General features: G+C 72.0%; 19 protein-coding genes and 1 tRNA gene. 8 read left to right on the top strand and 12 right to left on the bottom strand.

Annotation, left to right across the window (positions count from 1 at the left end; translation table 11 throughout):
- Nucleotides 1-264: 264 nt before the first annotated feature.
- Nucleotides 265-1,656: an NAD(P)/FAD-dependent oxidoreductase gene (locus tag ACIGXJ_RS20465; protein ID WP_399647198.1), complete on the top strand. Its 1,392-nt coding sequence runs from the start codon at nucleotides 265-267 to the stop codon at nucleotides 1,654-1,656.
- A 251-nt stretch (nucleotides 1,657-1,907) separates the two neighbouring features.
- On the top strand, nucleotides 1,908-3,194 hold the full coding sequence (locus tag ACIGXJ_RS20460; protein WP_399647196.1) for a class I SAM-dependent methyltransferase: 1,287 nt from the start codon (nucleotides 1,908-1,910) through the stop codon (nucleotides 3,192-3,194).
- A 56-nt stretch (nucleotides 3,195-3,250) separates the two neighbouring features.
- Here ACIGXJ_RS20460 and ACIGXJ_RS20455 read toward each other — a convergent pair whose 3' ends face one another.
- Nucleotides 3,251-5,779: an ABC transporter permease gene (locus ACIGXJ_RS20455; protein ID WP_399647194.1), complete on the bottom strand. Its 2,529-nt coding sequence runs from the start codon at nucleotides 5,777-5,779 to the stop codon at nucleotides 3,251-3,253.
- Nucleotides 5,779-6,549: an ABC transporter ATP-binding protein gene (locus ACIGXJ_RS20450; RefSeq protein ID WP_399647191.1), complete on the bottom strand. Its 771-nt coding sequence runs from the start codon at nucleotides 6,547-6,549 to the stop codon at nucleotides 5,779-5,781. Before ACIGXJ_RS20450 ends, ACIGXJ_RS20455 begins: the two co-directional genes overlap by 1 nt.
- A gap of 399 nt (nucleotides 6,550-6,948) precedes the next feature.
- Here ACIGXJ_RS20450 and ACIGXJ_RS20445 point away from each other — a divergent pair.
- Both ACIGXJ_RS20445 and ACIGXJ_RS20440 read left to right on the top strand, forming a co-directional pair.
- Nucleotides 6,949-7,031 (top strand) — tRNA-Leu (locus ACIGXJ_RS20445).
- Nucleotides 7,032-7,308: 277 nt separating this feature from the next.
- A complete protein-coding gene (locus ACIGXJ_RS20440) occupies nucleotides 7,309-8,187 on the top strand; it encodes a Bax inhibitor-1/YccA family protein (RefSeq protein WP_399647189.1) in 879 nt (292 codons plus the stop codon).
- A 71-nt stretch (nucleotides 8,188-8,258) separates the two neighbouring features.
- Here ACIGXJ_RS20440 and ACIGXJ_RS20435 read toward each other — a convergent pair whose 3' ends face one another.
- The gene (locus ACIGXJ_RS20435) at nucleotides 8,259-8,489 is read right to left on the bottom strand and encodes a DUF4287 domain-containing protein (RefSeq protein ID WP_399647187.1); all 231 of its coding nucleotides are present in this window, start codon (nucleotides 8,487-8,489) and stop codon (nucleotides 8,259-8,261) included.
- A gap of 102 nt (nucleotides 8,490-8,591) precedes the next feature.
- On the opposite strand from ACIGXJ_RS20435, the gene ACIGXJ_RS20430 reads away from it, so the two are divergent.
- Nucleotides 8,592-8,903 carry a hypothetical protein gene (locus ACIGXJ_RS20430; RefSeq protein WP_399647184.1) on the top strand — a complete coding sequence of 104 codons (312 nt, stop codon included), beginning with the start codon at nucleotides 8,592-8,594 and terminating at the stop codon, nucleotides 8,901-8,903.
- A gap of 79 nt (nucleotides 8,904-8,982) precedes the next feature.
- Here ACIGXJ_RS20430 and ACIGXJ_RS20425 read toward each other — a convergent pair whose 3' ends face one another.
- The 3 genes from ACIGXJ_RS20425 to ACIGXJ_RS20415 all read right to left on the bottom strand — a co-directional run bounded on the left by ACIGXJ_RS20425 (nucleotide 8,983) and on the right by ACIGXJ_RS20415 (nucleotide 12,444).
- The gene (locus ACIGXJ_RS20425) at nucleotides 8,983-9,744 is read right to left on the bottom strand and encodes a hypothetical protein (protein ID WP_399648088.1); all 762 of its coding nucleotides are present in this window, start codon (nucleotides 9,742-9,744) and stop codon (nucleotides 8,983-8,985) included.
- A 302-nt stretch (nucleotides 9,745-10,046) separates the two neighbouring features.
- The gene (locus ACIGXJ_RS20420) at nucleotides 10,047-11,267 is read right to left on the bottom strand and encodes an acetyl-CoA C-acetyltransferase (RefSeq protein WP_399647182.1); all 1,221 of its coding nucleotides are present in this window, start codon (nucleotides 11,265-11,267) and stop codon (nucleotides 10,047-10,049) included.
- Nucleotides 11,268-11,424: 157 nt separating this feature from the next.
- Nucleotides 11,425-12,444: an SGNH/GDSL hydrolase family protein gene (locus ACIGXJ_RS20415; protein WP_399647180.1), complete on the bottom strand. Its 1,020-nt coding sequence runs from the start codon at nucleotides 12,442-12,444 to the stop codon at nucleotides 11,425-11,427.
- Nucleotides 12,445-12,591: 147 nt separating this feature from the next.
- Between ACIGXJ_RS20415 and ACIGXJ_RS20410 the strand changes: the two genes are divergently transcribed.
- A complete protein-coding gene (locus tag ACIGXJ_RS20410; RefSeq protein ID WP_399647177.1) occupies nucleotides 12,592-13,980 on the top strand; it encodes a cystathionine beta-synthase in 1,389 nt (462 codons plus the stop codon).
- Between the two features lie 370 nt (nucleotides 13,981-14,350).
- Here the strand turns inward: ACIGXJ_RS20410 and ACIGXJ_RS20405 are convergent, their stop codons facing one another.
- Nucleotides 14,351-14,782: a hypothetical protein gene (locus ACIGXJ_RS20405; RefSeq protein ID WP_399647175.1), complete on the bottom strand. Its 432-nt coding sequence runs from the start codon at nucleotides 14,780-14,782 to the stop codon at nucleotides 14,351-14,353.
- 197 nt (nucleotides 14,783-14,979) lie between these two features.
- Here ACIGXJ_RS20405 and ACIGXJ_RS20400 point away from each other — a divergent pair, with 197 nt between their 5' ends.
- Together ACIGXJ_RS20400 and ACIGXJ_RS20395 are read left to right on the top strand one after the other, a co-directional pair.
- On the top strand, nucleotides 14,980-15,822 hold the full coding sequence (locus ACIGXJ_RS20400; RefSeq protein WP_399647172.1) for a MurR/RpiR family transcriptional regulator: 843 nt from the start codon (nucleotides 14,980-14,982) through the stop codon (nucleotides 15,820-15,822).
- Nucleotides 15,823-15,923: 101 nt separating this feature from the next.
- Nucleotides 15,924-16,550 carry a hypothetical protein gene (locus tag ACIGXJ_RS20395; protein ID WP_399647170.1) on the top strand — a complete coding sequence of 209 codons (627 nt, stop codon included), beginning with the start codon at nucleotides 15,924-15,926 and terminating at the stop codon, nucleotides 16,548-16,550.
- 7 nt (nucleotides 16,551-16,557) lie between these two features.
- On the opposite strand, the gene ACIGXJ_RS20390 is transcribed toward ACIGXJ_RS20395, so the two are convergent.
- The 5 genes from ACIGXJ_RS20390 to ACIGXJ_RS20370 form a co-directional block, all read right to left on the bottom strand.
- On the bottom strand, nucleotides 16,558-16,932 hold the full coding sequence (locus ACIGXJ_RS20390) for a hypothetical protein (RefSeq protein WP_399647168.1): 375 nt from the start codon (nucleotides 16,930-16,932) through the stop codon (nucleotides 16,558-16,560).
- Between the two features lie 13 nt (nucleotides 16,933-16,945).
- Nucleotides 16,946-17,518 (bottom strand): roadblock/LC7 domain-containing protein, encoded by a 573-nt coding sequence (locus ACIGXJ_RS20385; protein ID WP_399647166.1) that lies wholly within the window; start codon nucleotides 17,516-17,518, stop codon nucleotides 16,946-16,948.
- A gap of 34 nt (nucleotides 17,519-17,552) precedes the next feature.
- Nucleotides 17,553-18,365 carry a transcriptional regulator gene (locus tag ACIGXJ_RS20380; RefSeq protein WP_399647164.1) on the bottom strand — a complete coding sequence of 271 codons (813 nt, stop codon included), beginning with the start codon at nucleotides 18,363-18,365 and terminating at the stop codon, nucleotides 17,553-17,555.
- Nucleotides 18,362-18,751: a hypothetical protein gene (locus ACIGXJ_RS20375; RefSeq protein WP_399647161.1), complete on the bottom strand. Its 390-nt coding sequence runs from the start codon at nucleotides 18,749-18,751 to the stop codon at nucleotides 18,362-18,364. Before ACIGXJ_RS20375 ends, ACIGXJ_RS20380 begins: the two co-directional genes overlap by 4 nt.
- Nucleotides 18,752-18,921: 170 nt before the next feature.
- Nucleotides 18,922-20,283, bottom strand: a complete 1,362-nt coding sequence (locus tag ACIGXJ_RS20370) for a diaminopimelate decarboxylase (protein ID WP_399647159.1) — start codon at nucleotides 20,281-20,283, stop codon at nucleotides 18,922-18,924.
- Between the last annotated feature and the right edge of the window lie 94 nt (nucleotides 20,284-20,377).

The raw sequence follows: 20,377 nt of genomic DNA, 5'->3' as shown, positions 1-20,377 counted from the left end.
TCAGGGCACCCTCGGGGCCTTCGAATGCGAGACGGGCCGTCTTACCCGAGAGGGGTGCCCACGGGGCCGACGGGGGCCTCACGACGGTTTCCGAGGCCCGGAGAGGCAGCTCACGCGGTATGGACAACGTTCCAGGCCACCGCCCGGTTCCCGATCCGCAGCGTGTCCAAGATCACGCGAGCCGCGGAGTGTAACACGACCCTCGGAGAAGCTTGTGAAGGGGCGCACGAGCAACCCCCCTGGGGCGGGTGGATACTCGATGGCATGAGCACCACGGAGCGTCCCAGGATCCTCGTAGTAGGCGGTGGGTACGTAGGCCTGTACGCAGCTCGGCGCATTCTCAAGAAGATGCGCTACGGCGAGGCGACCGTCACGGTCGTCGACCCCCGGTCGTACATGACCTACCAGCCCTTCCTCCCCGAAACCGCCGCCGGCAGCATCTCCCCGCGCCACGTCGTCGTCCCGCTGCGACGCGTGCTGCCCAAGGCGGAGGTGCTCACCGGCCGGGTCACCACCATCGACCAGGACCGCAAGGTCGCCACGATCGCCCCGCTGGTCGGCGAGGCGTACGAGCTGCCCTTCGACTACCTGGTGATCGCCCTCGGCGCGGTCTCCCGCACCTTCCCGATCCCCGGCCTCGCCGAGCAGGGCATCGGCATGAAGGGCATCGAGGAGGCCATCGGCCTGCGCAACCACGTCCTCGAGCAGCTCGACAAGGCCGACTCCACCACCGACGAGGAGATCCGCCGCAAGGCGCTCACCTTCGTCTTCATCGGCGGCGGCTTCGCCGGTGCGGAGACCATCGGTGAGGTCGAGGACATGGCCCGCGACGCGGCCAAGTACTACAAGAACGTGTCCCGCGAGGACATGCGCTTCATCCTCGTCGACGCCGCCGACAAGATCCTGCCCGAGGTCGGCCCCAAGCTCGGCCAGTACGGCAAGGAGCACCTGGAGAGCCGCGGCGTGGAGATCTACCTCTCCACCTCGATGGACTCCTGCGTCGACGGCCACGTGGTGCTGAAGAACGGCCTCGAGGTCGACTCCAACACGATCGTGTGGACCGCCGGCGTCAAGCCGAACCCGGCGCTCGCCCGCTTCGGCCTGCCGCTCGGCCCGCGCGGTCACGTGGACGCCGAGCCGACCCTCCAGGTCAAGGGCACCGACTACATCTGGACCGCCGGCGACAACGCCCAGGTCCCGGACGTGATCGGCCGCAAGGCGGGCAACGAGAACGCCTGGTGCCCGCCGAACGCCCAGCACGCGCTGCGCCAGGCCAAGGTCCTCGGCGACAACGTGATCTCCGGAATGCGGGGCTTCCCGCAGAAGGAGTACAGCCACGCCAACAAGGGCGCGGTCGCCGGTCTCGGCCTGCACAAGGGCGTCGCGATGATCGTCCTGGGCAAGTTCAAGATCAAGCTCAAGGGCCGGCTCGCCTGGTACATGCACCGCGGCTACCACGGTCTGGCCATGCCGACCTGGAACCGCAAGATCCGCGTCTTCGCGGACTGGACGCTCGGCATGTTCCTCAAGCGCGAGGTCGTCGCCCTGGGCGCCCTGGAGACGCCGCGCGAGGAGTTCTACGAGGCCGCCAAGCCGGCCCCGGCTCCGGCCGCTGCCGCCGCCAAGAAGACCGAGGAGAAGGCCAAGGCCTCCTGAGCCCGGGGCCGCTGACCCCAGGGCCCTGACCCCAGGGCCCTGACCTCAAGGCCCTGACCTCACGGTCGTAGCACGCCCGAAGGACCTCCCGCCATCCGTGGTGCGGGAGGTCCTTCGGCGTTCCCGGGCGCTTGCCGTGACCCGGCGAAGGATTTGCCCGGACGTGACGCGCGTGGGGGACTGCCCTCCGGGCGCACAGGTGTTTACGTGGTGTCAGACATCCGGGATCGCATCTCACGGAGGTGTGTGTCATGGCCGAGGTCGCGCCGCGGCTGAAAAGCCTTCTCGAACAGGTGCTGGGAGTTCCGCTCCCGGTCCGCATCCGGGTCTGGGACGGATCGCAGGCCGGCCCTCCGGACGCGCCGGTGCTGGTCGTGCGCAACCGCAGGGCGCTGCGGCGGCTGCTGTTCAAGCCCGGCGAACTGGGCCTGGCCCGCGCCTGGGTGGCCGGCGACCTCGACGTCGAGGGAGACTTCTACGCCGCCCTCGATCTGGTGTCCGGCCTGGTGTGGGAGCGCGGCGAGGACGCGCGGACCCTGCGGCAGGCGCTGCGCGAGCCCGGCGTACGCGCCGCCGCGGCGGGCCTGCTGAGACTCGCCGGGCCGCCGCTGCCGCCCGCGCCGCCGCCCGAGGAGGTGCGCCGCCCCGGCCATCTGCACACCCGCCGCACCGACCGGCGCGCCGTCAGCCACCACTACGACGTCGGAAACGACTTCTACGAACTCGTCCTCGGCCCGTCCATGGTGTACTCCTGCGCCTACTGGGAGGACGGCGGAAGCCTGGAGGACGCCCAGCGCGACAAGCTCGAACTCATCTGCCGCAAGCTCGCCCTGCGGCCCGGTCAGCGCCTGCTGGACGTCGGCTGCGGCTGGGGCTCGATGGCCGTCCACGCGGCCCGTGAGCACGGGGTGAGCGTCGTCGGCGTCACCCTGTCCCAGGAGCAGGCCGCCTACGCCCGCAAGCGCGTCGCGGAGGAGGGCCTCACCGACAAGGCCGAGATCCGGGTGCAGGACTACCGGGACGTCACCGACGGCCCCTTCGACGCGGTCGCCTCCGTCGGCATGGCCGAGCACGTCGGCGCCGAGCGGTACCTGGAGTACACCCGGACCCTGTACGCGCTGCTGAAGCCCGGCGGGCGGCTGCTGAACCACCAGATCGCCCGCCGCCCGCAGAGCGACGAGGACTCCTACAGCGTCGACGCGTTCATCGACGCCTACGTCTTCCCCGACGGCGAGCTGCAGCCCGTCGGCACGACCGTCGCCCAGCTGGAGCGGGCCGGCTTCGAGGTCCGGGACGTGGAGGCGATCCGCGAGCACTACGCCCTCACCCTGCGCCGCTGGGTCGCCAACCTGGAGGCCGACTGGGAGCGGGCCGTCCGGCTCGCCGGGGCCGGGCGGGCCCGCGTCTGGCGGCTGTACATGGCCGCCTCCGCGCTCGCCTTCGAGCACAACCGCATCGGCGTCAACCAGGTGCTCGCCGTACGCACCCCCGCCTCGGGCGGCTCCGGGATGCCGCTGAGGGCGCGCACCTGGAACTGAGCACACGAAGGGCCCCGCTCTCCTGCCCGGAGAGCGGGGCCCCGTCTCGCGTGCGGCTACTCCGACTTGATCGCCGTGAGCATGTTGAGCCGGGCCGCGCGCCGGGCCGGCCACAGCGCGGCCAGCATGCCGACCCCGGCGGCCAGCAGCAGGAACACGCCCATCCGGCCCCAGGGCAGGACCAGTTCGTACGTCGCCATGCGCGTGCCCAGCAGTTCACCGGCGGCCCAGCCGAAGAACACGCCGAGCCCGACCCCGAGGACACCGCCGAACAGGGAGATCACCAGGGACTCCAGGCGGACCATGCGCTTGACGTCGCGGCGGTCGAGGCCGATCGCGCGGAGCATGCCGATCTCCTGGGAGCGCTCGAACACCGACATGGCCAGGGTGTTGATGACGCCGAGGACGGCCACGATCACGGCCATGGCGAGCAGGCCGTAGAGCATGTTCAGCATCAGCGTGAACATCTGCGCGATCTCGTTGGAGATGTCCTTCTTGTCCTGGACGCTGATCGCCGGGTTGTCGCCGAGGGCCTTCTCCAGCCGGTCCTTGACCGCGGCCGAGGCGCCGCCGTCCGTCTTGACCAGGACGTTCATGTCACCCGGCTCGTCCTGGTGCGGGGCGAGCGCGGTGTTGTCGATCAGGATGCCGTTGAGCATGTCGTTGCCCTGGTAGACGCCCGCGACGGTCATCCGCTGCCTGGCGCCGTCCTCGTAGGACACGGTGAAGGCGGAACCGGCCTTCCAGCCGTGCGCCTTGGCCGTCGCGTCGTCGACGACGGCCTTGGAGCCGGACACCGTGAAGGCGCCCTCGTCGAGGGGGAGATCGGTGAGCCGGCCGATGGCCGGGCCGTCGACGCCGGTGAGGTACTCGGTCTCGCCGTCGATGCGGGAGGGCGCGTTGCGCATCGGGCTGGTGGCGGTGACGCCCTCGACCCGCTTCACCTTCCGCTCGACGTCGGGCGACAGGGTGTTGCCGTTGGACATCGAGACGACGTAGTCCGCCTTCAGCGAGGCCGAGGCCATCTTGTCGATGGACTTCTGCAGGCTTCCCGCCATCACCGTCATGCCGGTGATCAGCGTCAGGCCGATCATCAGCGCCGACGCCGTGGCGGCCGTACGGCGCGGATTGCGCACCGCGTTCTGCCGGGCCAGCTTGCCGGAGACGCCGAACACGCGAAGCACCGGGGCGGCGGCCGCGATCAGCGGGCGCGACAGCAGCGGGGTCAGCACGAACACGCCGATGATCAGCAGGACCGCGCCGAGGCCCATCGGGGCCTGGCCGTCGGAGCCGCTCATCGTGGTCGCCGCGAGGACGACCGCCACACCGGCCGCGGAGAACAGCGCGCCGATCGTGTTGCGCAGCATCAGCGACTTGGCGGTGGCCTTGGCGTGGACGCTGCTCATCGCCGCCACCGGCGGGATCTTCGCGGCCCGGCGGCCGGGCAGCCACGCGGCCAGCATGGTCACCACGACGCCCACCACGAGCGCGGTGGCCACCGTGCCGGGCGCGATCACCAGCGGGCCGTCCGGGACGGTCGCGCCGAGCGTGCCCATCAGGCCCCTGAGCCCCGCCCCGACGCCCACCCCGGCGAGCAGGCCGGTGACACCGGCGACCGTGCCGACCACGAACGCCTCGATCAGCACCGACCGCGTCACCTGCCGGCGCGAGGCGCCGACCGCGCGCAGCAGCGCCAGCTCCTTGGTGCGCTGCGCGACCAGCATGGTGAAGGTGTTGGCGATGATGAACGTGCCGACGAACAGGGCGATCCCGGCGAACACCAGCAGGCCCTGCTTCAGGCCGCTCATCTGCGAGGAGATCATCTCGGCCTGCTCGTCCGCGAGCTGCTGCCCCGTCGTGGTCTCCACGAGGTCCTTCGGCAGCGCCTTGTCCAGGGCGGCCTTCAGCTGCTCCTGCGAGGTGCCCGGGGCGGCCTCGACGTCGATCTGGTCGAAGGTGCCGGGCTTGCCGAACAGCTTCTGCGCGGTCGCCGTGTCGAACAGGGCGAGGCTGCCGCCGGCCGCGACGTTGCCGTCGTCGGTGGTGAACACGCCGGTGACCTTCGGCGTCAGCACGGGCCCGTCGACGGAGAGCCGTACGGTGTCGCCGACCCGGTAACCGGCGCGCTCGGCCGTCCTCGCGTCGAGCAGCACCTCGCCCGTGCCGTGCGGGGCCCGGCCCTCGGTGAGGGGGTAGCGCGGGTCCTTCGTGCCCCAGTAGTTGCCGCCCTGGGACTGGAAGCCGTCGCCGATCAGCTTGCCGTCCTTGTCGGCGAGGGCGGTGTAGCCGGTCACGACGCCGACCGCGGAGGCGGCGCCGGGGACCTTCGCGCTCCGGTCGAGCAGCGACCGGGTCAGCTCGGGCGTCTCCCCGACCCGGTCGCCGGCGGCCTCCCGGTGCTCGGGCTCGACGGCGACGTCGACCCCGTCGAAGCCCTTGGCGAAGCTCGTCTGGTACGCGTCGGAGAGGGTGCTGGTGAACACCAGCGTGCCGGAGACGAACGCCACGCCGAGCATCACGGCGAGCACGGTCATCAACAGCCGGGCCTTGTGCGCGAGTACGGTGCGCAGGGCGGTGCGGAACATCAGGAAGTCCGGCCCTTCGCGTCGAACCGCTTCATACGGTCGAGGACGCCGTCGGCGCTCGGCTCGTACATCTCGTCGACGATCCGGCCGTCGGCGAGGAAGACGACCCGGTCCGCGTAGGCGGCGGCGACCGGGTCGTGGGTGACCATCACGACGGTCTGCCCCAGCTCGCGCACCGAGTTGCGCAGGAAGCCCAGGACCTCGGCGCCGGAGCGGGAGTCGAGGTTTCCGGTGGGCTCGTCGCCGAAGACGATGTCGGGCCGGGAGGCCAGCGCGCGGGCCACCGCGACGCGCTGCTGCTGGCCGCCGGACAGCTGCGAGGGCCGGTGCCCCAGGCGCCCGGACAGGCCGACCATGGCGATGACGGTGTCCAGCCACTGCTTGTCCGGGCGGCGGCCCGCGATGTCCATCGGCAGGGTGATGTTCTCCAGCGCGGTCAGCGTGGGCAGCAGGTTGAACGCCTGGAAGATGAACCCGATCTTGTCCCGGCGCAACTTCGTGAGCTGCTTGTCCTTCAGGGAGCCCAGCTCGGTGTCGCCGATGCGCACCGAGCCGGAGGAGAAGGTGTCCAGCCCGGCCACGCAGTGCATCAGCGTGGACTTGCCGGATCCCGACGGGCCCATGATCGCGGTGAACTCTGCCTGGTGGAACTCGACGGAGACCCGGTCGAGGGCGACCACCCGGGTCTCGCCCTGTCCGTAGATCTTCGACAGCTCCGTGGCGCGTGCGGCCACCGCTGTGGCGCGGCCGGCGAGGGGAGTCGTGGTCACGGGGAGGCGCTCCTGTCGGGACGGGATTTCGAAGGATGAACCCATCGTCCCGGCGGCCCGGCGCCGTGTAGTCAGCCGCTGTTCCGGTTCCGGGGGCAGCCTGCGGTCGGACCGGTGACCGCGCCGTCATACCTGGGGATGACGCTCGACCCTGACTCGAGGCCTGGTGGAGGGCCTGTCCAGACGTCTTGAGGTATGCGGGCAGGGACGGTGAAATTCCGTCATTCCGCATACACCGCGCGCTACGGCACGCAACGCTATTGGCAAGTGCGGATGGCCTGCACCGGTGTCTGATGCTCCCTCAGACGCCAATAAAATAAGACAACATGGCCTCTGTGACTCGGCTGTTCGGGTGGTGTCTCCCGATAGGCTCGAACCGCGAAGCGGAGCCCATGGCCTGCCCGGATGGTGGAATGCAGACACGGCGAGCTTAAACCTCGCTGCCCCTCGCGGGCGTACCGGTTCGAGTCCGGTTCCGGGCACCTCCGACGTCGCTCCGCCCTGGCGAACGAATCTTCGTTCGCCTATCTTCTCCGCCCCCCGGGGCCGGGCGGCGGTCTCCGGCTGGTTCCGGATGCGTACCGGCTGGGTACCGGCTGTGTCATGAGTACGTCTCAGCAGCTCAGGGAATCACCAGGCCGCGTAGCGTGTTGCGCAGCACATGGCGGGGGAAAGATCCTCCCCAGGCACTAGGGTCATTCTTTTGCCTTTCCATTACTCTTGAGCCAAGGCTGCGCAGTGTGGCCATGGAGGAGTGAAATGAGGAGCAGCAACCCGGTCTTCTCGCGACGGGGGTTCAGCCGCGACAACGGCTACGCGGGCTTCAACACCGCGCCGCAGGCCGGGGCCGTCGGTACGCAGGGCAACCCGTACGCCCAGCCGACGGGCACCAACCCGTACGCGCAGAACCCGTACGCCCAGCAGGACCTGCAGTACGGCACGCCGCCGCAGGCCCCGGTCACCACCGGCCGGATGACGATGGACGACGTCGTCACCCGCACGGCCATCACGCTCGGCACCGTCGCCCTCGGCGCCGTGCTCGCGTGGGCCCTGCTGCCGGTGTCGTCCACCAGCTACGGCCTCGCCATCGGCGCCGCGCTCGTCGCCTTCGTCCTGGCGATGGTGCAGTCGTTCAAGCGCACGGCCTCGCCCGCGCTGATCCTGTCGTACGCCGCCTTCGAGGGCGTCTTCCTCGGCGTGATCAGCGAGATGTACAACAGCCAGTGGTCCGGCGCGCCCTTCCAGGCGGTGCTCGGCACCATGGCCGTCTCGGCCGCCACACTGGTCGTGTACAAGGCCGGCTGGGTCCGCGTCACCGCGCGCTACGCCCGCATCGGCATGGCCATCGCCCTGGCCTTCATCCTGGTCATGGCGGTCAACCTGCTGCTGGTCGCCTTCGGCGTCGCCGAGGACGGCGGACTGCGCAGCTTCGGGCCGCTCGGCGCGATCGTCGGCATCATCGCCATCGTGCTCGGCGCGTTCTTCCTGACGCTCGACTTCAAGCAGATCGAGGACGGCATCGCCTACGGCGCGCCGCGCGAGGAGTCCTGGCTGGCCGCGTTCGGCCTGACCATGACCCTGGTGTGGATCTACGTCGAGATGCTGCGCCTGGTCGCCATCTTCAGCGGCGACGACTGACCGACGCCCCTGACGCACGCATGAGAAGGGCCCCGGGTCTCCCCGGGGCCCTTCGGCGTGTGTGGGCGCGCTCACCGCAGCTTGCGCGCGGCCCTCCTCAGGTCGTACTCGTGGACGATCGCCTTGGCGTGGCCGTAAGCGAGGTCGTACTCGTGGCGCAGCCAGCTGACCTTCTCCTCGAAGCGGAAGAGGGAGGGGCCTTCCTCGACGGTGCGCAGCCAGTCGGAGACTTCACGACCGGTGCAGTGGGGGATGCGGGCGAGCATGTTGCGGTGGGTCTCCTCGGAGAGGACGTGGGACATCGGCGCCTCCGGATGCATGGGGTGTAAGCCGGTCCTTCAGGTCACCGTGCCTGAGTGTTCGCGCGTTGGCAACAGTGCCTGCGCGGCGCGTAGTCTCGCGGGGTGGTTGATACGACGGAACTCGTCCGGGCTGTGGATCACTTCGCCGACCGGTTGCGGGCGGCGCCGCAGTCCCGCCTCCAGCGGGGTGCGGCCGCTGAGGCGTTGCAGCTGGCCCGCGCGCTGGCCCGGTGGGCGCAGGAGGTCGAGGCGCCGGGCGCGCGGCCTCGGGAGATGCCGGACGCGGGGATGTTCGCCGCGGCGGACCAAGTGACCGTGGCGGGGCGGGATCTGGCCGTGGTGCTGACGAGTGACGCCGATGTCGCCGCGGCCGTGCGGCTCGTCGAGGAAGCCCAGAAGCGGGCGGGGATCTGAGGTTCGTCGGCGGCCCTGTGCCGTGGTGGGCCGCTCGCGCGGCTCCCCGTGCCCCTGGGGAGGTCCACTTCTCGGCGCCTCAGATGCTCGCTATGACCCTGTCCGCCAGGACGTAGACGTTCTCCTGCCCGCACTGGAACGTCAGGGTGTACGCGCCGGAGATGCCCGAGCCGCCCAGCAGGTGGGGCTTCTCGCCCGCGGCCAGGGCCTTGGCCAGGCGTTCGGCGGTCTCCTTGTGGCCCGGGGTCATACAGAGGGTGGTGCCGTCGGCGAAGACGTAGACGTCGAGCGTGCCGAGCGGGCCCGGGCGGACGTCCGTGAGCTCCGTCCGGGAGGCGGCGAGGTCCTCCAGAGTGGTGATCGTGCGCTCGTGGTCGTTGACCATGGGCGAGGCGACCGGGACGAAGTCCGGGTGCGAGGGGTGGCGGCGGCGGGCCGCGGCCAGCTCCGGGGACTCGCCGGCGAACTCGTCGCCCGGCTCGGTCACCGGCTCCAGGCCCACGAAATCGGCCTGGCGGGGCAGGAACAGGTCGTTCTCGGTCAGCCCCAGCAGCGACGGCGCGTCGGAGGCGTCACGGGCCTCCTGGGCGGCCCAGAAGGCGCGGGCCTCGGCCAGCTCGCGCTCGCGCTCCTCGGCGAGGGCCTCGGCGACGGCGGCGCGTATCTCCTCGGCGTCGGCCGTGGAACGGGCGGCGGGCACGAGGGCGCGCACGGAGGCGCGGCCCTCAGCGAGCTCGGTGCGCAGGGCGGCGACCTGACGGCGCAGCCCGATGAGGGTGCGCAGGACGGCGACGCCCACGGCGCCGGTGGCGGCCGTGGTGACCAGCAAGGCGATCGGCATGGCGCTCACTGACGTACTCCCGGTTCAAAGTCGACCCCCGACTTCCTACATCAGCTTGAAGGGCGGACTATCCAGCTGTCAGTGCGTAACGTCACGAAACGGGCAGGACTTTGGTTCCTGCTGGGACCTTCGGAACGCCACTGAGCTGCGAGTTCCCTCGGGGATGGGAGGTAGGTCACATCCTGAGGGAGATTGGATCACAAATCGGCCCGGTGTCCGAGTGGTTCTCGGACTCCGGGCCTGATCGTGACGGTGGGTGCCTCAGCGGTCACCCCAAGTCTCTCGGCTGGGCGCCGAGTCGGTCAGCTGAGGCGCTCGATGACCATCGCCATGCCCTGGCCGCCGCCGACGCACATGGTCTCCAGACCGAACTGCTTGTCGTGGAACTGCAGGGAGTTGATCAGCGTGCCGGTGATGCGGGCGCCGGTCATGCCGAAGGGGTGGCCGACGGCGATGGCACCGCCGTTGACGTTCAGCTTGTCGATGTCGATGCCCAGGTCGCGGTACGACGGGATCACCTGGGCGGCGAACGCCTCGTTGATCTCCACCAGGTCGATGTCGTCGATGGTCAGGCCGGCGCGGGCGAGGGCCTGCTTCGAGGCCTCCACCGGGCCGAGGCCCATGATCTCCGGCGACAGGCCGGACACGCCGGTCGACACGATGCGGGCGAGCGGGGTCAGGCCCAGCTCGCGGGCCTTGGTGTCGGACATGATCACCAGGGCGGCGGCGCCGTCGTTCAGCGGGCAGCAGTTGGCGGCGGTGACCAGGCCGTCGGGGCGGAAGACGGGCTTGAGGCCCGAGACGCCCTCCAGGGTGACGCCGGCGCGCGGACCGTCGTCCTGGGAGACGACCGTGCCGTCCGGGAGCGTCACCGGGGTGATCTCGCGCTCCCAGAAGCCGTTCTTGATGGCCTGCTCGGCGAGGTTCTGCGAGCGGACGCCGAACTCGTCCATGTCCTGGCGGGTGACGCCCTTGACACGGGCGAGGTTCTCCGCGGTCTGGCCCATCGCGATGTAGGCGTCCGGCACGAGGCCGTCCTCGCGCGGGTCGTGCCAGGTGGTGCCCTCCTGCTGGGCGACCTCGGCGGTGCGGGCCTCGGCCTCGGCGAAGAACGGGTTGTGCGTGTCGGGCAGGCTGTCGGAGTTGCCCTTCACGAACCGGGAGACCGTCTCGACGCCGGCCGAGATGAACACGTCGCCCTCGCCGGCCTTGATGGCGTGCAGGGCCATCCGGCTGGTCTGCAGCGACGAGGAGCAGTAGCGGGTGACGGTGCAGCCCGGCAGGTGGTCCATGCCCATCTGCACGGCGACGATCCGGCCCAGGTTGTTGCCCTGCTCGCCGCCGGGCAGACCGCAGCCGAGCATCAGGTCGTCGATGTCCCTCGGGTCAAGCTCGGGGACCTTGGCGAGGGCGGCCTGGATGATCGTGGCGGTCAGGTCGTCGGGGCGCAGGTCCTTGAGGGAGCCCTTGAAGGCGCGGCCGATGGGGGAGCGGGCGGCTGAGACGATCACGGCTTCGGGCATCACGGCTCCAGACGACGTCGGATGGGGGTACTCCGGCGAAATTACCGGTACGTAGGGGGCGTGGTCATCGGGAACGCTGTGTGATGAGGGCCTCTTTTCCAAGCGCTTGCTTAGGCGGCATCGGCGGGGTGCTCGTGCTCGCGGCGCAGCCGTACGGTCAGGTGGCCACGGTGGGAGCCTGCTCCGGCTCCTGCAGCCGCCTCCTCCTGCGGCGCTTAAGCAGGGCCCACGGGCCCCTGGGCCCCGCCGGGACGGCCGCCACCTCGGTGCCCGCCTCGGACGCGGCCTCCGCCGCCGCCTTGGCGACCGGCAGGAAGCCCTCGCGGCGGCTGAGGTCGGGCCGGTCCTCGTCGGCCGGCCACAGGCCCAGGGCCGCGCACACCGTCGGCAGGACGGCCATGGCGGCGGTGGCGTAGCCCTCGGCGGAGGGGTGGTAGTTGTCGGGGCCGAACAGTTCGCGCGGGTTGGCGGCGAACTCCGGGCCCAGCAGGTCGCCCAGGGAGACGGTACGGCCGCCCTGTTCGACCACGCCGATCGTCTGCGCGGCGGCGAGCTGCCGGGAGGCCCGGCGGGCCAGCCAGCGCAGGGGCTGCTGCACCGGCTCGATCGTGCCCAGGTCGGGGCAGGTGCCGACCACGACCTCGGCGCCGGCCGTGCGCAGCCGTCGTACGGCCGTGGCCAGGCAGCGCACCGAGCGGGTCGGGGGCATGCGGTTGGTGACGTCGTTCGCGCCGATCATGATCACGCAGATGTCGGGGATCCGGCCGGGGTCGGACAGGGCGAGCGAGACCTGCCGGTCCAGGTCGTCGGAGCGGGCGCCCGGCAGCGCCACGTTGCGCAGGTCCACCGGCCGCTCGGCGACCGCCGCCAGGCCCGAGGCCAGCAGCGCGCCCGGGGTCTGGCCGGATCGGTGGACGCCCTGGCCGGCGGCCGTGGAGTCACCCAGCAGCGTCAGCCTGAGCGGCGGCTGCCCCGGCACCGTGTACCCGACGCCGTACAACCCCTGTGCCCTCGGTACATGCGGCGTCGCGCCGTTGCCCACGTGCCGCCTGGCCATCCGGACCTCGGCCAGCAGCAGCCCGACGACGGCCACGCCGGCCAGACCGACACCGCCGCCCCCGTACGCCGCGCCGGCCGCGATGCGCCGGGCCACCCTCGCCCTCGACATGCTCGTCATGCGTCGCCGCCACCTCCTCGTACCCGTACACCCACTCCTTGCCCCGTACGGGCCGTCGGCCAATCGCAACGGGGAGTGAACGACCCTCGGGGGCCGTAGGCTGGCGGCACATCACGACCATCCTTTTTGCGGCATCCGGAGACAACGGTGCAATTCCACGACTCGATGATCAGCCTCGTCGGCAACACCCCGCTGGTGAAGCTCAACAGCGTGACCAAGGGCATCAGGGCGACCGTCCTGGCCAAGGTGGAGTACTTCAATCCCGGCGGCTCGGTGAAGGACCGTATCGCCCTGCGGATGATCGAGGCCGCGGAGGAGAGCGGTGCGCTCAAGCCCGGCGGCACGATCGTCGAGCCCACCAGTGGCAACACCGGTGTCGGCCTCGCCATCGTGGCCCAGCAGAAGGGCTACAAGTGCATCTTCGTGTGCCCGGACAAGGTGTCGACGGACAAGATCAACGTCCTGCGTGCCTACGGCGCCGAGGTGGTCGTCTGCCCGACCGCCGTCGCCCCCGAGCACCCCGACTCCTACTACAACGTCTCCGACCGCCTGGTGCGCGAGACGCCGGGCGCGTGGAAGCCGGACCAGTACTCCAACCCCAACAACCCGCTGTCCCACTACCACTCCACCGGCCCGGAGCTGTGGGAGCAGACCGAGGGGCGGATCACGCACTTCGTGGCGGGCGTCGGCACCGGCGGCACCATCTCCGGCACCGGCCGCTATCTGAAGGAGGCGTCCGGCGGCAAGGTCAAGGTCATCGGCGCCGACCCGGAGGGCTCGGTGTACTCCGGCGGCTCCGGCCGCCCCTACCTCGTCGAGGGCGTCGGCGAGGACTTCTGGCCGACCGCCTACGACCGTGACGTCGCGGACGAGATCGTCGCCGTGTCCGACAAGGACTCCTTCCAGATGACCCGCCGCCTCGCCAAGGAGGAGGGCCTGCTGGTGGGCGGCTCCTGCGGCATGGCGGTCGTGGCCGCGCTGGAGGTCGCCGAGCGCCTCACCGAGGACGACGTGGTCGTCGTACTCCTCCCGGACAGCGGCCGCGGCTACCTCAGCAAGATCTTCAACGACGAGTGGATGGCCGACTACGGCTTCCTGGAGGACGCCGGCTCCAGCGCCCGTGTCGGCGACGTCCTCAGCGACAAGGAGCACGGCGCCATGCCGTCCCTCGTCCACATGCACCCCGAGGAGACGGTCGGCCAGGCCATCGAGGTGCTGCGCGAGTACGGCGTCTCGCAGATGCCCGTCGTCAAGCCGGGCGCCGGCCACCCCGACGTGATGGCCGCCGAGGTCGTCGGCTCCGTCGTCGAACGCGAGCTGCTGGACGCCCTGTTCAGCAAGCGCGCCTCGCTGGACGACCCGCTGGAGAAGCACATGTCGGCCCCGCTGCCGCAGGTCGGCTCCGGCGAGCCCGTCGGCGACCTGATGAACGTCCTCGGCCGGGCCGACGCGGCGATCGTCCTCGTCGAGGGCAAGCCGACCGGTGTGATCAGCCGCCAGGACCTGCTGGCCTTCCTGGCGAAGTCGGGCAAGTAGCGGCGAACACCCGGTGAACTGCCGGTCGACCGGCGCCTCTTGCCGGTCATCCGGCGGGGTGACGGACTTCGCGCAAGTGGTACGAGCGCGTCACGTCCGCGCAGCACCCGCTTAACACGGGTCCGGCACAGTAGTGGGTGTCGGCAGGGAGACGAGGCCACCACCCAGGCGTCGAGCACTGGGGGAGGCTTCCTTCCCGGGCCGGCACCCGAACGGCGTCAAGGACCTCCGGAGCGGCTCCCGGACCTCCATGGACGCCACGGACGCGAAGGCCTCCTGCGGCCCGCGTCCCTCGCGGGGACCGCCGTCGTCCCGCCCCCCGGCAACGGGGGTGCGGCGGTCCCCGCGCAACCTCCCTCTCCCGGCGCGGTCAGCCCTCCCAGGTGTCCTGCCCGTCCCGCCCGCGCCGCCGGAACAGGCCCGGGTTCACCCGGACCGCCTGTACGACGTTCACGCCGACGATGCCCGCCCAGGCGATCAGCAGGCCCGGCAGGTTGGCGACACCGCCGCCGATGCCGGACAGCGGGATCGCCAGCACCAGCGAGACGATGCCGAAGCCGTAGCGCTCGCCCCAGGAGTCCGTGCCGCCCGGCGCCCGTGTGTCCCGGGCCGCCGCCATCTGCTGCTCCGCCAGCTGCCGTCGCACCCGGCGCTCCACCGCGCCGTCGATCCGCTGGTCGACCTTCTCCAGGAACGACTCCACCAGCGCCGACTCGTACTCCTCACCCAGCTCCCTGCGAGCGTGCAGCGTGGCGTCGAGTTCCTTCTTCAGGTCGGTGTCCCGCCCGTCCATTCCGGTCATGCCCTCCACGGTAGGAACCGGACGCCGGCGGCGCATTGGGGCTAACCCCCGGTTCCTTGCTCGGGAGAGCCGGGGGAGAGCCGCCTCTGCTTGAACGGTGGTGTCGGCCGTGAGACGCCACTTGCCCGGCTGCATAAGAGCATGCAGAGTTCTTGCCAGATGAATAGCGGCCCGGATCTCCGGAGGGGGAGCATCCCATGAGCGTGACCGACAGCCCCGCAGCACGGCTGCAGGCGCTCTTCGAGGGGCATCGGCTCACGCCCACGCAGCGGCGTATCGCGCACAGCATGGTGCGGCGCGCGGCCGATGTGCCGTTTCTGTCCAGTGTCGAGCTCGCCGAGCTGGCCGGTGTCAGCCAGCCCTCCGTCACCCGGTTCGCCGTCGCCCTCGGCTTCGACGGGTATCCCGCGCTGCGCCGCCATCTGCGGGAGGTGGCCCCCGCCGAGCCGTCCGCGGACGCGGCCGTCGCCAACGAGTACCAGCAGGCCGTCGAGGCCGAGATCGAGAACCTCCGTCACCTCGCCGACGCCCTCGCCGACCCCGCGCCCGTCGCCCGGGCCGGCCGGGTGCTCGCCGCCTCCCGTCCGCTGCCCGTCCTCGGTCTGCGCGCCGCCGCCGCCCAGGCGTACGGGTTCGCCTACTTCGCCGCCAAGGTCCACCCCGACGTACGGCTCCTCGACGAGGGCGGCACGATGATCCACGACCGCATCGACGCCGCCGTGCACGCCGGCGCCACCGCCCTGCTGTGCTTCGCGCTGCCGCGCCACCCCCGCGAGGTCGTCGACACCCTCGCCTACGCCCGCGAGGCCGGGCTCACCGTCGTCACCGTCGCCGACTCCGCGTTCGCGCCCGTCGCCAAGGTCTCCGACCTGCTGCTGCCGGCCGCCGTCGGTACCGGGCTCGCCTTCGACACGGCCTGCGCGCCGATGCTGCTGGGGCGGGTGCTGCTGGAGGCCATGGCCGACGAACTGCCCGACGCCCAAGCCCGGCTGGAGGAGTTCGACGCCAAGGCCGCGGCCCGGGGGCTGTTCGTCGACTGACCCCCGCACGGTCCCGCCGCGTCGTTCTCAGACTGGTCTCAGGTTCCTCCGCTAACCTCCCGGCCCGACACAACTGCGCCGAGGCGACAAGGAGGCGGAACGTGGCGCACGCAGATCGCAGAGCTCAGGGTCTGGCTCGGGTGGCCGTGGTGGTACGGGCGGGGGCGGCGCCCCTGTGGTGGCTCGGGGTGGGCGCGGCGGGCACCGGCCTGCTGGTGCCGGGGCTGACCGGGCGGCGGATCGGGGTCCTGGCCGGGGCCGCGCTGTTCCTCGTGGCGACGGCCGTGGCCGCCTGTGCCCGCAGGCGCCGTTACACGGCACTGGCGAAGGGCGCCGTGCGGGCGGCGCGGCACGATGTGCTGCAGGACCGGGCGGTCAGCGTGCGCACCTGGCGCCGCGGGCACCGCTGGTGGCTGCTGCTGGCCTTTCTCGCGGCCCTCGGCTCCTCCGTCGCGCTGCCCGCGGCCGGCGGCATGCTGCTCGCCGGGTGCGGCGCCGGGCTGTGGCTGAAGGCCGCCTGGCTCGGGCGCCGTGAGCGGCAGCTGGAGACGCTGCTGTGGGTGCGCGTCGACTGGCTGGACCGGCGCGGCGGCTGCCCCGCCGGCAAGGCGGTCAAGGCCTACCGCGGCACCGGTGTCGCGGCCGGCGACGCGGCCCCTGGCGGGGCCCGCCGCCGTGCCGTCGCGGCCCCGGGCGCGGCTCGCCGCCGTGCCGTCGCGGCCGTCTGAGCCCCGCTCAGATCTCCAGCGTCTCCTCGATCTTCCGCAGCTGGTGGCGGGCCATCGCCAGGTTGGCCCGCTTGGCGTCCAGCACCAGGTAGAGGAAGAGGCCGTTGCCGCTGCGGCCGCTGAGCAGCCGGATCAGGTGGTACTGGTCGGACAGGGTGATCAGGATGTCCTCGATCTCGCCCTTGAGCCCCAGGTGCTCCATCGTGCGCATCTTGGCGCGGATCACGTCGGTGTTGCCCGCGGCGGCGACGTTCAGGTCGAAGCTCTTGCTGCCGCCGATCGTGCCGAGCGCCATCCCGGTGGTGTAGTCGACGAGTGCGGCTCCGGTGGCGCCCTCGATGGAGGTGAGGGCTTCCTTCAGCGCGGTCTCGGTGTTGGCCATGGCTGGGTTCCTTTCAGATTTCCGTCATACGGGTCGGTTCGGTGGGCGATGTGGCAGTGGGTGTGCCGGCAGAGGGCGTGCCGGCAGAGGGCGTGCCGGTGGGGGCCGCGGTGCCTGCGGCGGTCGGCCGGGTCGGAAGCCGCGCGGTGCCCTTCACCGGGGTTGGCGCGGGCGTCCTCGGCGCGCTCTGCGGGACGGGCGGGACGGCGGCGGGCCCGGCGGCGGCCACGAGGCCCGCGATGTGCGCGCCGGACCGGCGGCCCTCCAGATGCAGCCGGCCGACGTTGATCCGGTCCTCGGCGAGCAGCGTCAGTACGGCGGAGGGGCCGGCCGCGTAGGTGGCGACGTAGCCGTTGCGGCCGCGCAGCAGCAGCTCGCGCAGCTCACCCCGGCCGGTCGCGTCGCTGGTGCGCAGGGCGACGCCCAGCGCGGCGGCGGTCAGCGCGGCCAGGCCCTCCGGCTCCACACCGGGCGTGTCGTGGGCGAGGACGAGGCCGTCCACGCTCGCCGCGAGAGCGCCGGTCAGCTGGGGCAACCGGGCCCGCAGCCGCAGCAGTTCGTCGAGTATGCCGGCCTGGGCCGCCATCAGGTCGCTCCTCTCGGCGCGCGGTCGTTGCCGTTCAAAGGGCCTCCAGCGCATCCCTGAGCCTCTTCAGCAGGGTGATGTCGGGGTCGGTCGCGGGCGGCGGGGACGGGTCCGCCGGGGGGCCGGCCTCCGGGGGCGGGGCGCCCGCCGCGACCAGCCCGGCCGCCGCCAGCCGGCGTACGTCGACCAGGGTGTGGAAGGTGTGCCGCCCCAGCGCACGGGCGATCTCGGGCGCGGTGCGCACTCCGTCCACCAGCTCCAGCACCGCCCACCGCCGGGCGGGCGGCACGACGCCGGTGCCCGCGACGGTACGCAGCAGCGGGGCGCTGTCGAGGCGGCCCTCGGGCCACAGCCGGTGCAGCAGGGCGCGGCGGCGCAGGGTCTCGCGCTCCAGCGCCGCCACGCTCACCGGCCGCAGCGTCCCGAGCGGGTGCCGGTCGCCGTAGCGGAAGCGGCCCGGTGTACGGCTCGGGGCGAGTGCGAAGTACCCGGCGTCGTACAGCACACCGGTGTGGCACAGCTCCAGCGGGCCCCGGCCGATCCGGCCGGCGTCGAGCAGCAGACGGGCGGCGCCGCACCGGTCGTCGGCCCGGGCGAGCACCTCTGGCCAGGTCTCGGCGGACAGGGTGCCGTGCGCCGAGAGCAGGACGTCCAGGCCGGGGGCCGGCGGGCTCTCGGCGTGCACCACCTGCCCTTCTGCCAGGTACAGGACGCCGTGCTCACGCTCCAGCGCCCCGGTGGCCCGCTCGGCGGCGAGGCGGCTCAGCATCGGCGACAGGCCGCCCGTCCGCCGGGCCGCCGTCTCGCGCAGCGGCAGCCTGGGCGGTGTCGTGTCCACCACGGTCATCCCAGCACCAGCCGTCCGGCCATCTCGTCGAGCCGGATGCGGGCGAGGGCGAGGTTGCCGTCGGCGCGGCCGAGCCACACGTGCAGGAACACGCTGCTGTCGAACGACGTCCCCACGAACCGCAGCAGGTGGAAGCTGTCGCGGTTGGTGATGATGAGGTCCTCGACCGGCGGGTCGGCCGCCTCGCCGTCCGCGGGCGCGAACGCCCTTTGTTCGGCGGCCAGTCGGGCCAGCTCGGCGGCCTCGGCGGCGGCCGCCTCCAGGTCACCGCCGGGGAACTCCCCGACCGAGCCCAGGGCGAGCCCGCTCGTCCAGTCGACCAGCGCGGCCCCCCTGGCTCCGGGCAGCCGCATGGCCTCCAGCAGACACTCGTCGATTCCGGGCACGCCGGATCTCCTCCCACCCGCGGTTCGGCTGCGTGAGGGAGACGCTACGCACCGTGTGTGCGACGGGTGGAGCTTCTGGCATTTTCCGGTGGAACATGCGTCCGGCGACTAGGGTGGGTCAACTGAGGCCTGTCGCAGCGCCGTTGATCAGTGCTGGGCGCCGGCGCGCGTCAACCGCCCTTGCGGGAGGACCAGGAGGTCAGCGCGTTGGCGTACGCGCCGCCGGACTCGGCCACGATCTCCGCCGACGTCTGCGGTGCCCGTACCGTCGCGAACTCCACACCCCCGCGTCCGTCCCTCACGAAACCGTAGATCCCGGTACGCGGCAGGGAGTTGTACGCGTAGTGGTGGACGAAGTAGTAGGCGCCGGTGTCCAGGGCGGCCGCGTAGTCGCCCTGGTCCAGTCGGGGCAGGGGACAGGCCGTGGCGAGGAGGTCGCCCGCGAAGCAGGCGGGGCCGGCCACGTCCTGGACGACCGGCGGGCCTTCCTTGGGGCGGCCCTTGGGGTCGTAGGCGGTGATGCGCAGGGGCCAGGAGGCGGGGGCGTAGACGGTGCGGGTGGCGACCTGGACCCCGGCGTGGGTCACGGCGACCGGGCGGCCGCCCGCGGACTTGGCGTACTCCACGCGGGCCACGATCGTGCCGTGCTTCGCGAGCAGGGAGCGGCCGAACTCGGTGACGAGGCCGTAGCGTCCGTCGAACAGGCCCGGGACCACCTCGCGCAGCAGCCGGGCGTACTGGGCGTAGGTCGGGGTCGTCGCGTCCGAGGCGAAGTTCACCGGCAGGCCGCCGCCGATGTCGATCGTGTCGATCTGCGGCCGGCCGATGCGCCGGTTGATCTCCTCCGCGAGCGCGTACGCCTCCGCCACGCCCTTCGCCATCAGGGACAGAGGGATGCCCTGCGAGCCGGTGTGCGTGTGCAGCCGGGTCAGCCAGGGCCGGGCGCGGTAGGCCTGCACGACCCATTCGCGCGCCCCCTCGTCCCGTAGCGCCACGCCGAACTTCGAGGTCGGCGTGGCGGTCGACAGCGCCTCGATCGCACCCCCGCCGACCTGCGGGTTGACCCGGATGCCGAGGGGGGAGCGGCTCGGGGCGGACCGCATCATGGCGTCGATACGGTCCAGCTCCTGCGGGTTGTCGGCGTTGACGGCGATCCCCAGCGCGAGCGCCTCGCGCAGCTCGGCCGGGGTCTTGGCGGGGGAGTCCAGCACGGTGTCCCTCGGCGGCACCCCGGCCGCCCGGGCCAGGGCCAGTTCGCCCGGGCTGGCCACCTCCGCGCCGATGCCCTCGGCGTGCAGCAGCCGCAGCACCGGCACCAGTGGGGACGCCTTCACCGCGAAGGCGTGCAGCACGGGCGTGCCCGGCGCGACGACCGCGTCGAACGCCGCCCGCAGCTCGGCCGCCGCGTCCCTGATGCCGGCGACGTCCAGCAGCCCCACGACCGGCTCCTCCGGCCCGAGCAGCCCCTGCTCCACCGCCGCCCGCACCGCGTCGTCCCGCCGTACCACCCGCTCACGGTCGAGGTCCGTCATACCCTCCCGAGCGGCCGTCCCTGCACCGCCGCCACCCGGCACCTCGTCCGGCCGCACCGCCCCCCGACCGCCGCCACCCGGCACCTCGTCCGGC

This window comes from Streptomyces sp. NPDC053367 (assembly GCF_044545925.1).
In the GTDB taxonomy this organism is placed as follows: domain Bacteria; phylum Actinomycetota; class Actinomycetes; order Streptomycetales; family Streptomycetaceae; genus Streptomyces.
This window is presented reverse-complemented; position numbering and strand designations above follow the sequence as displayed.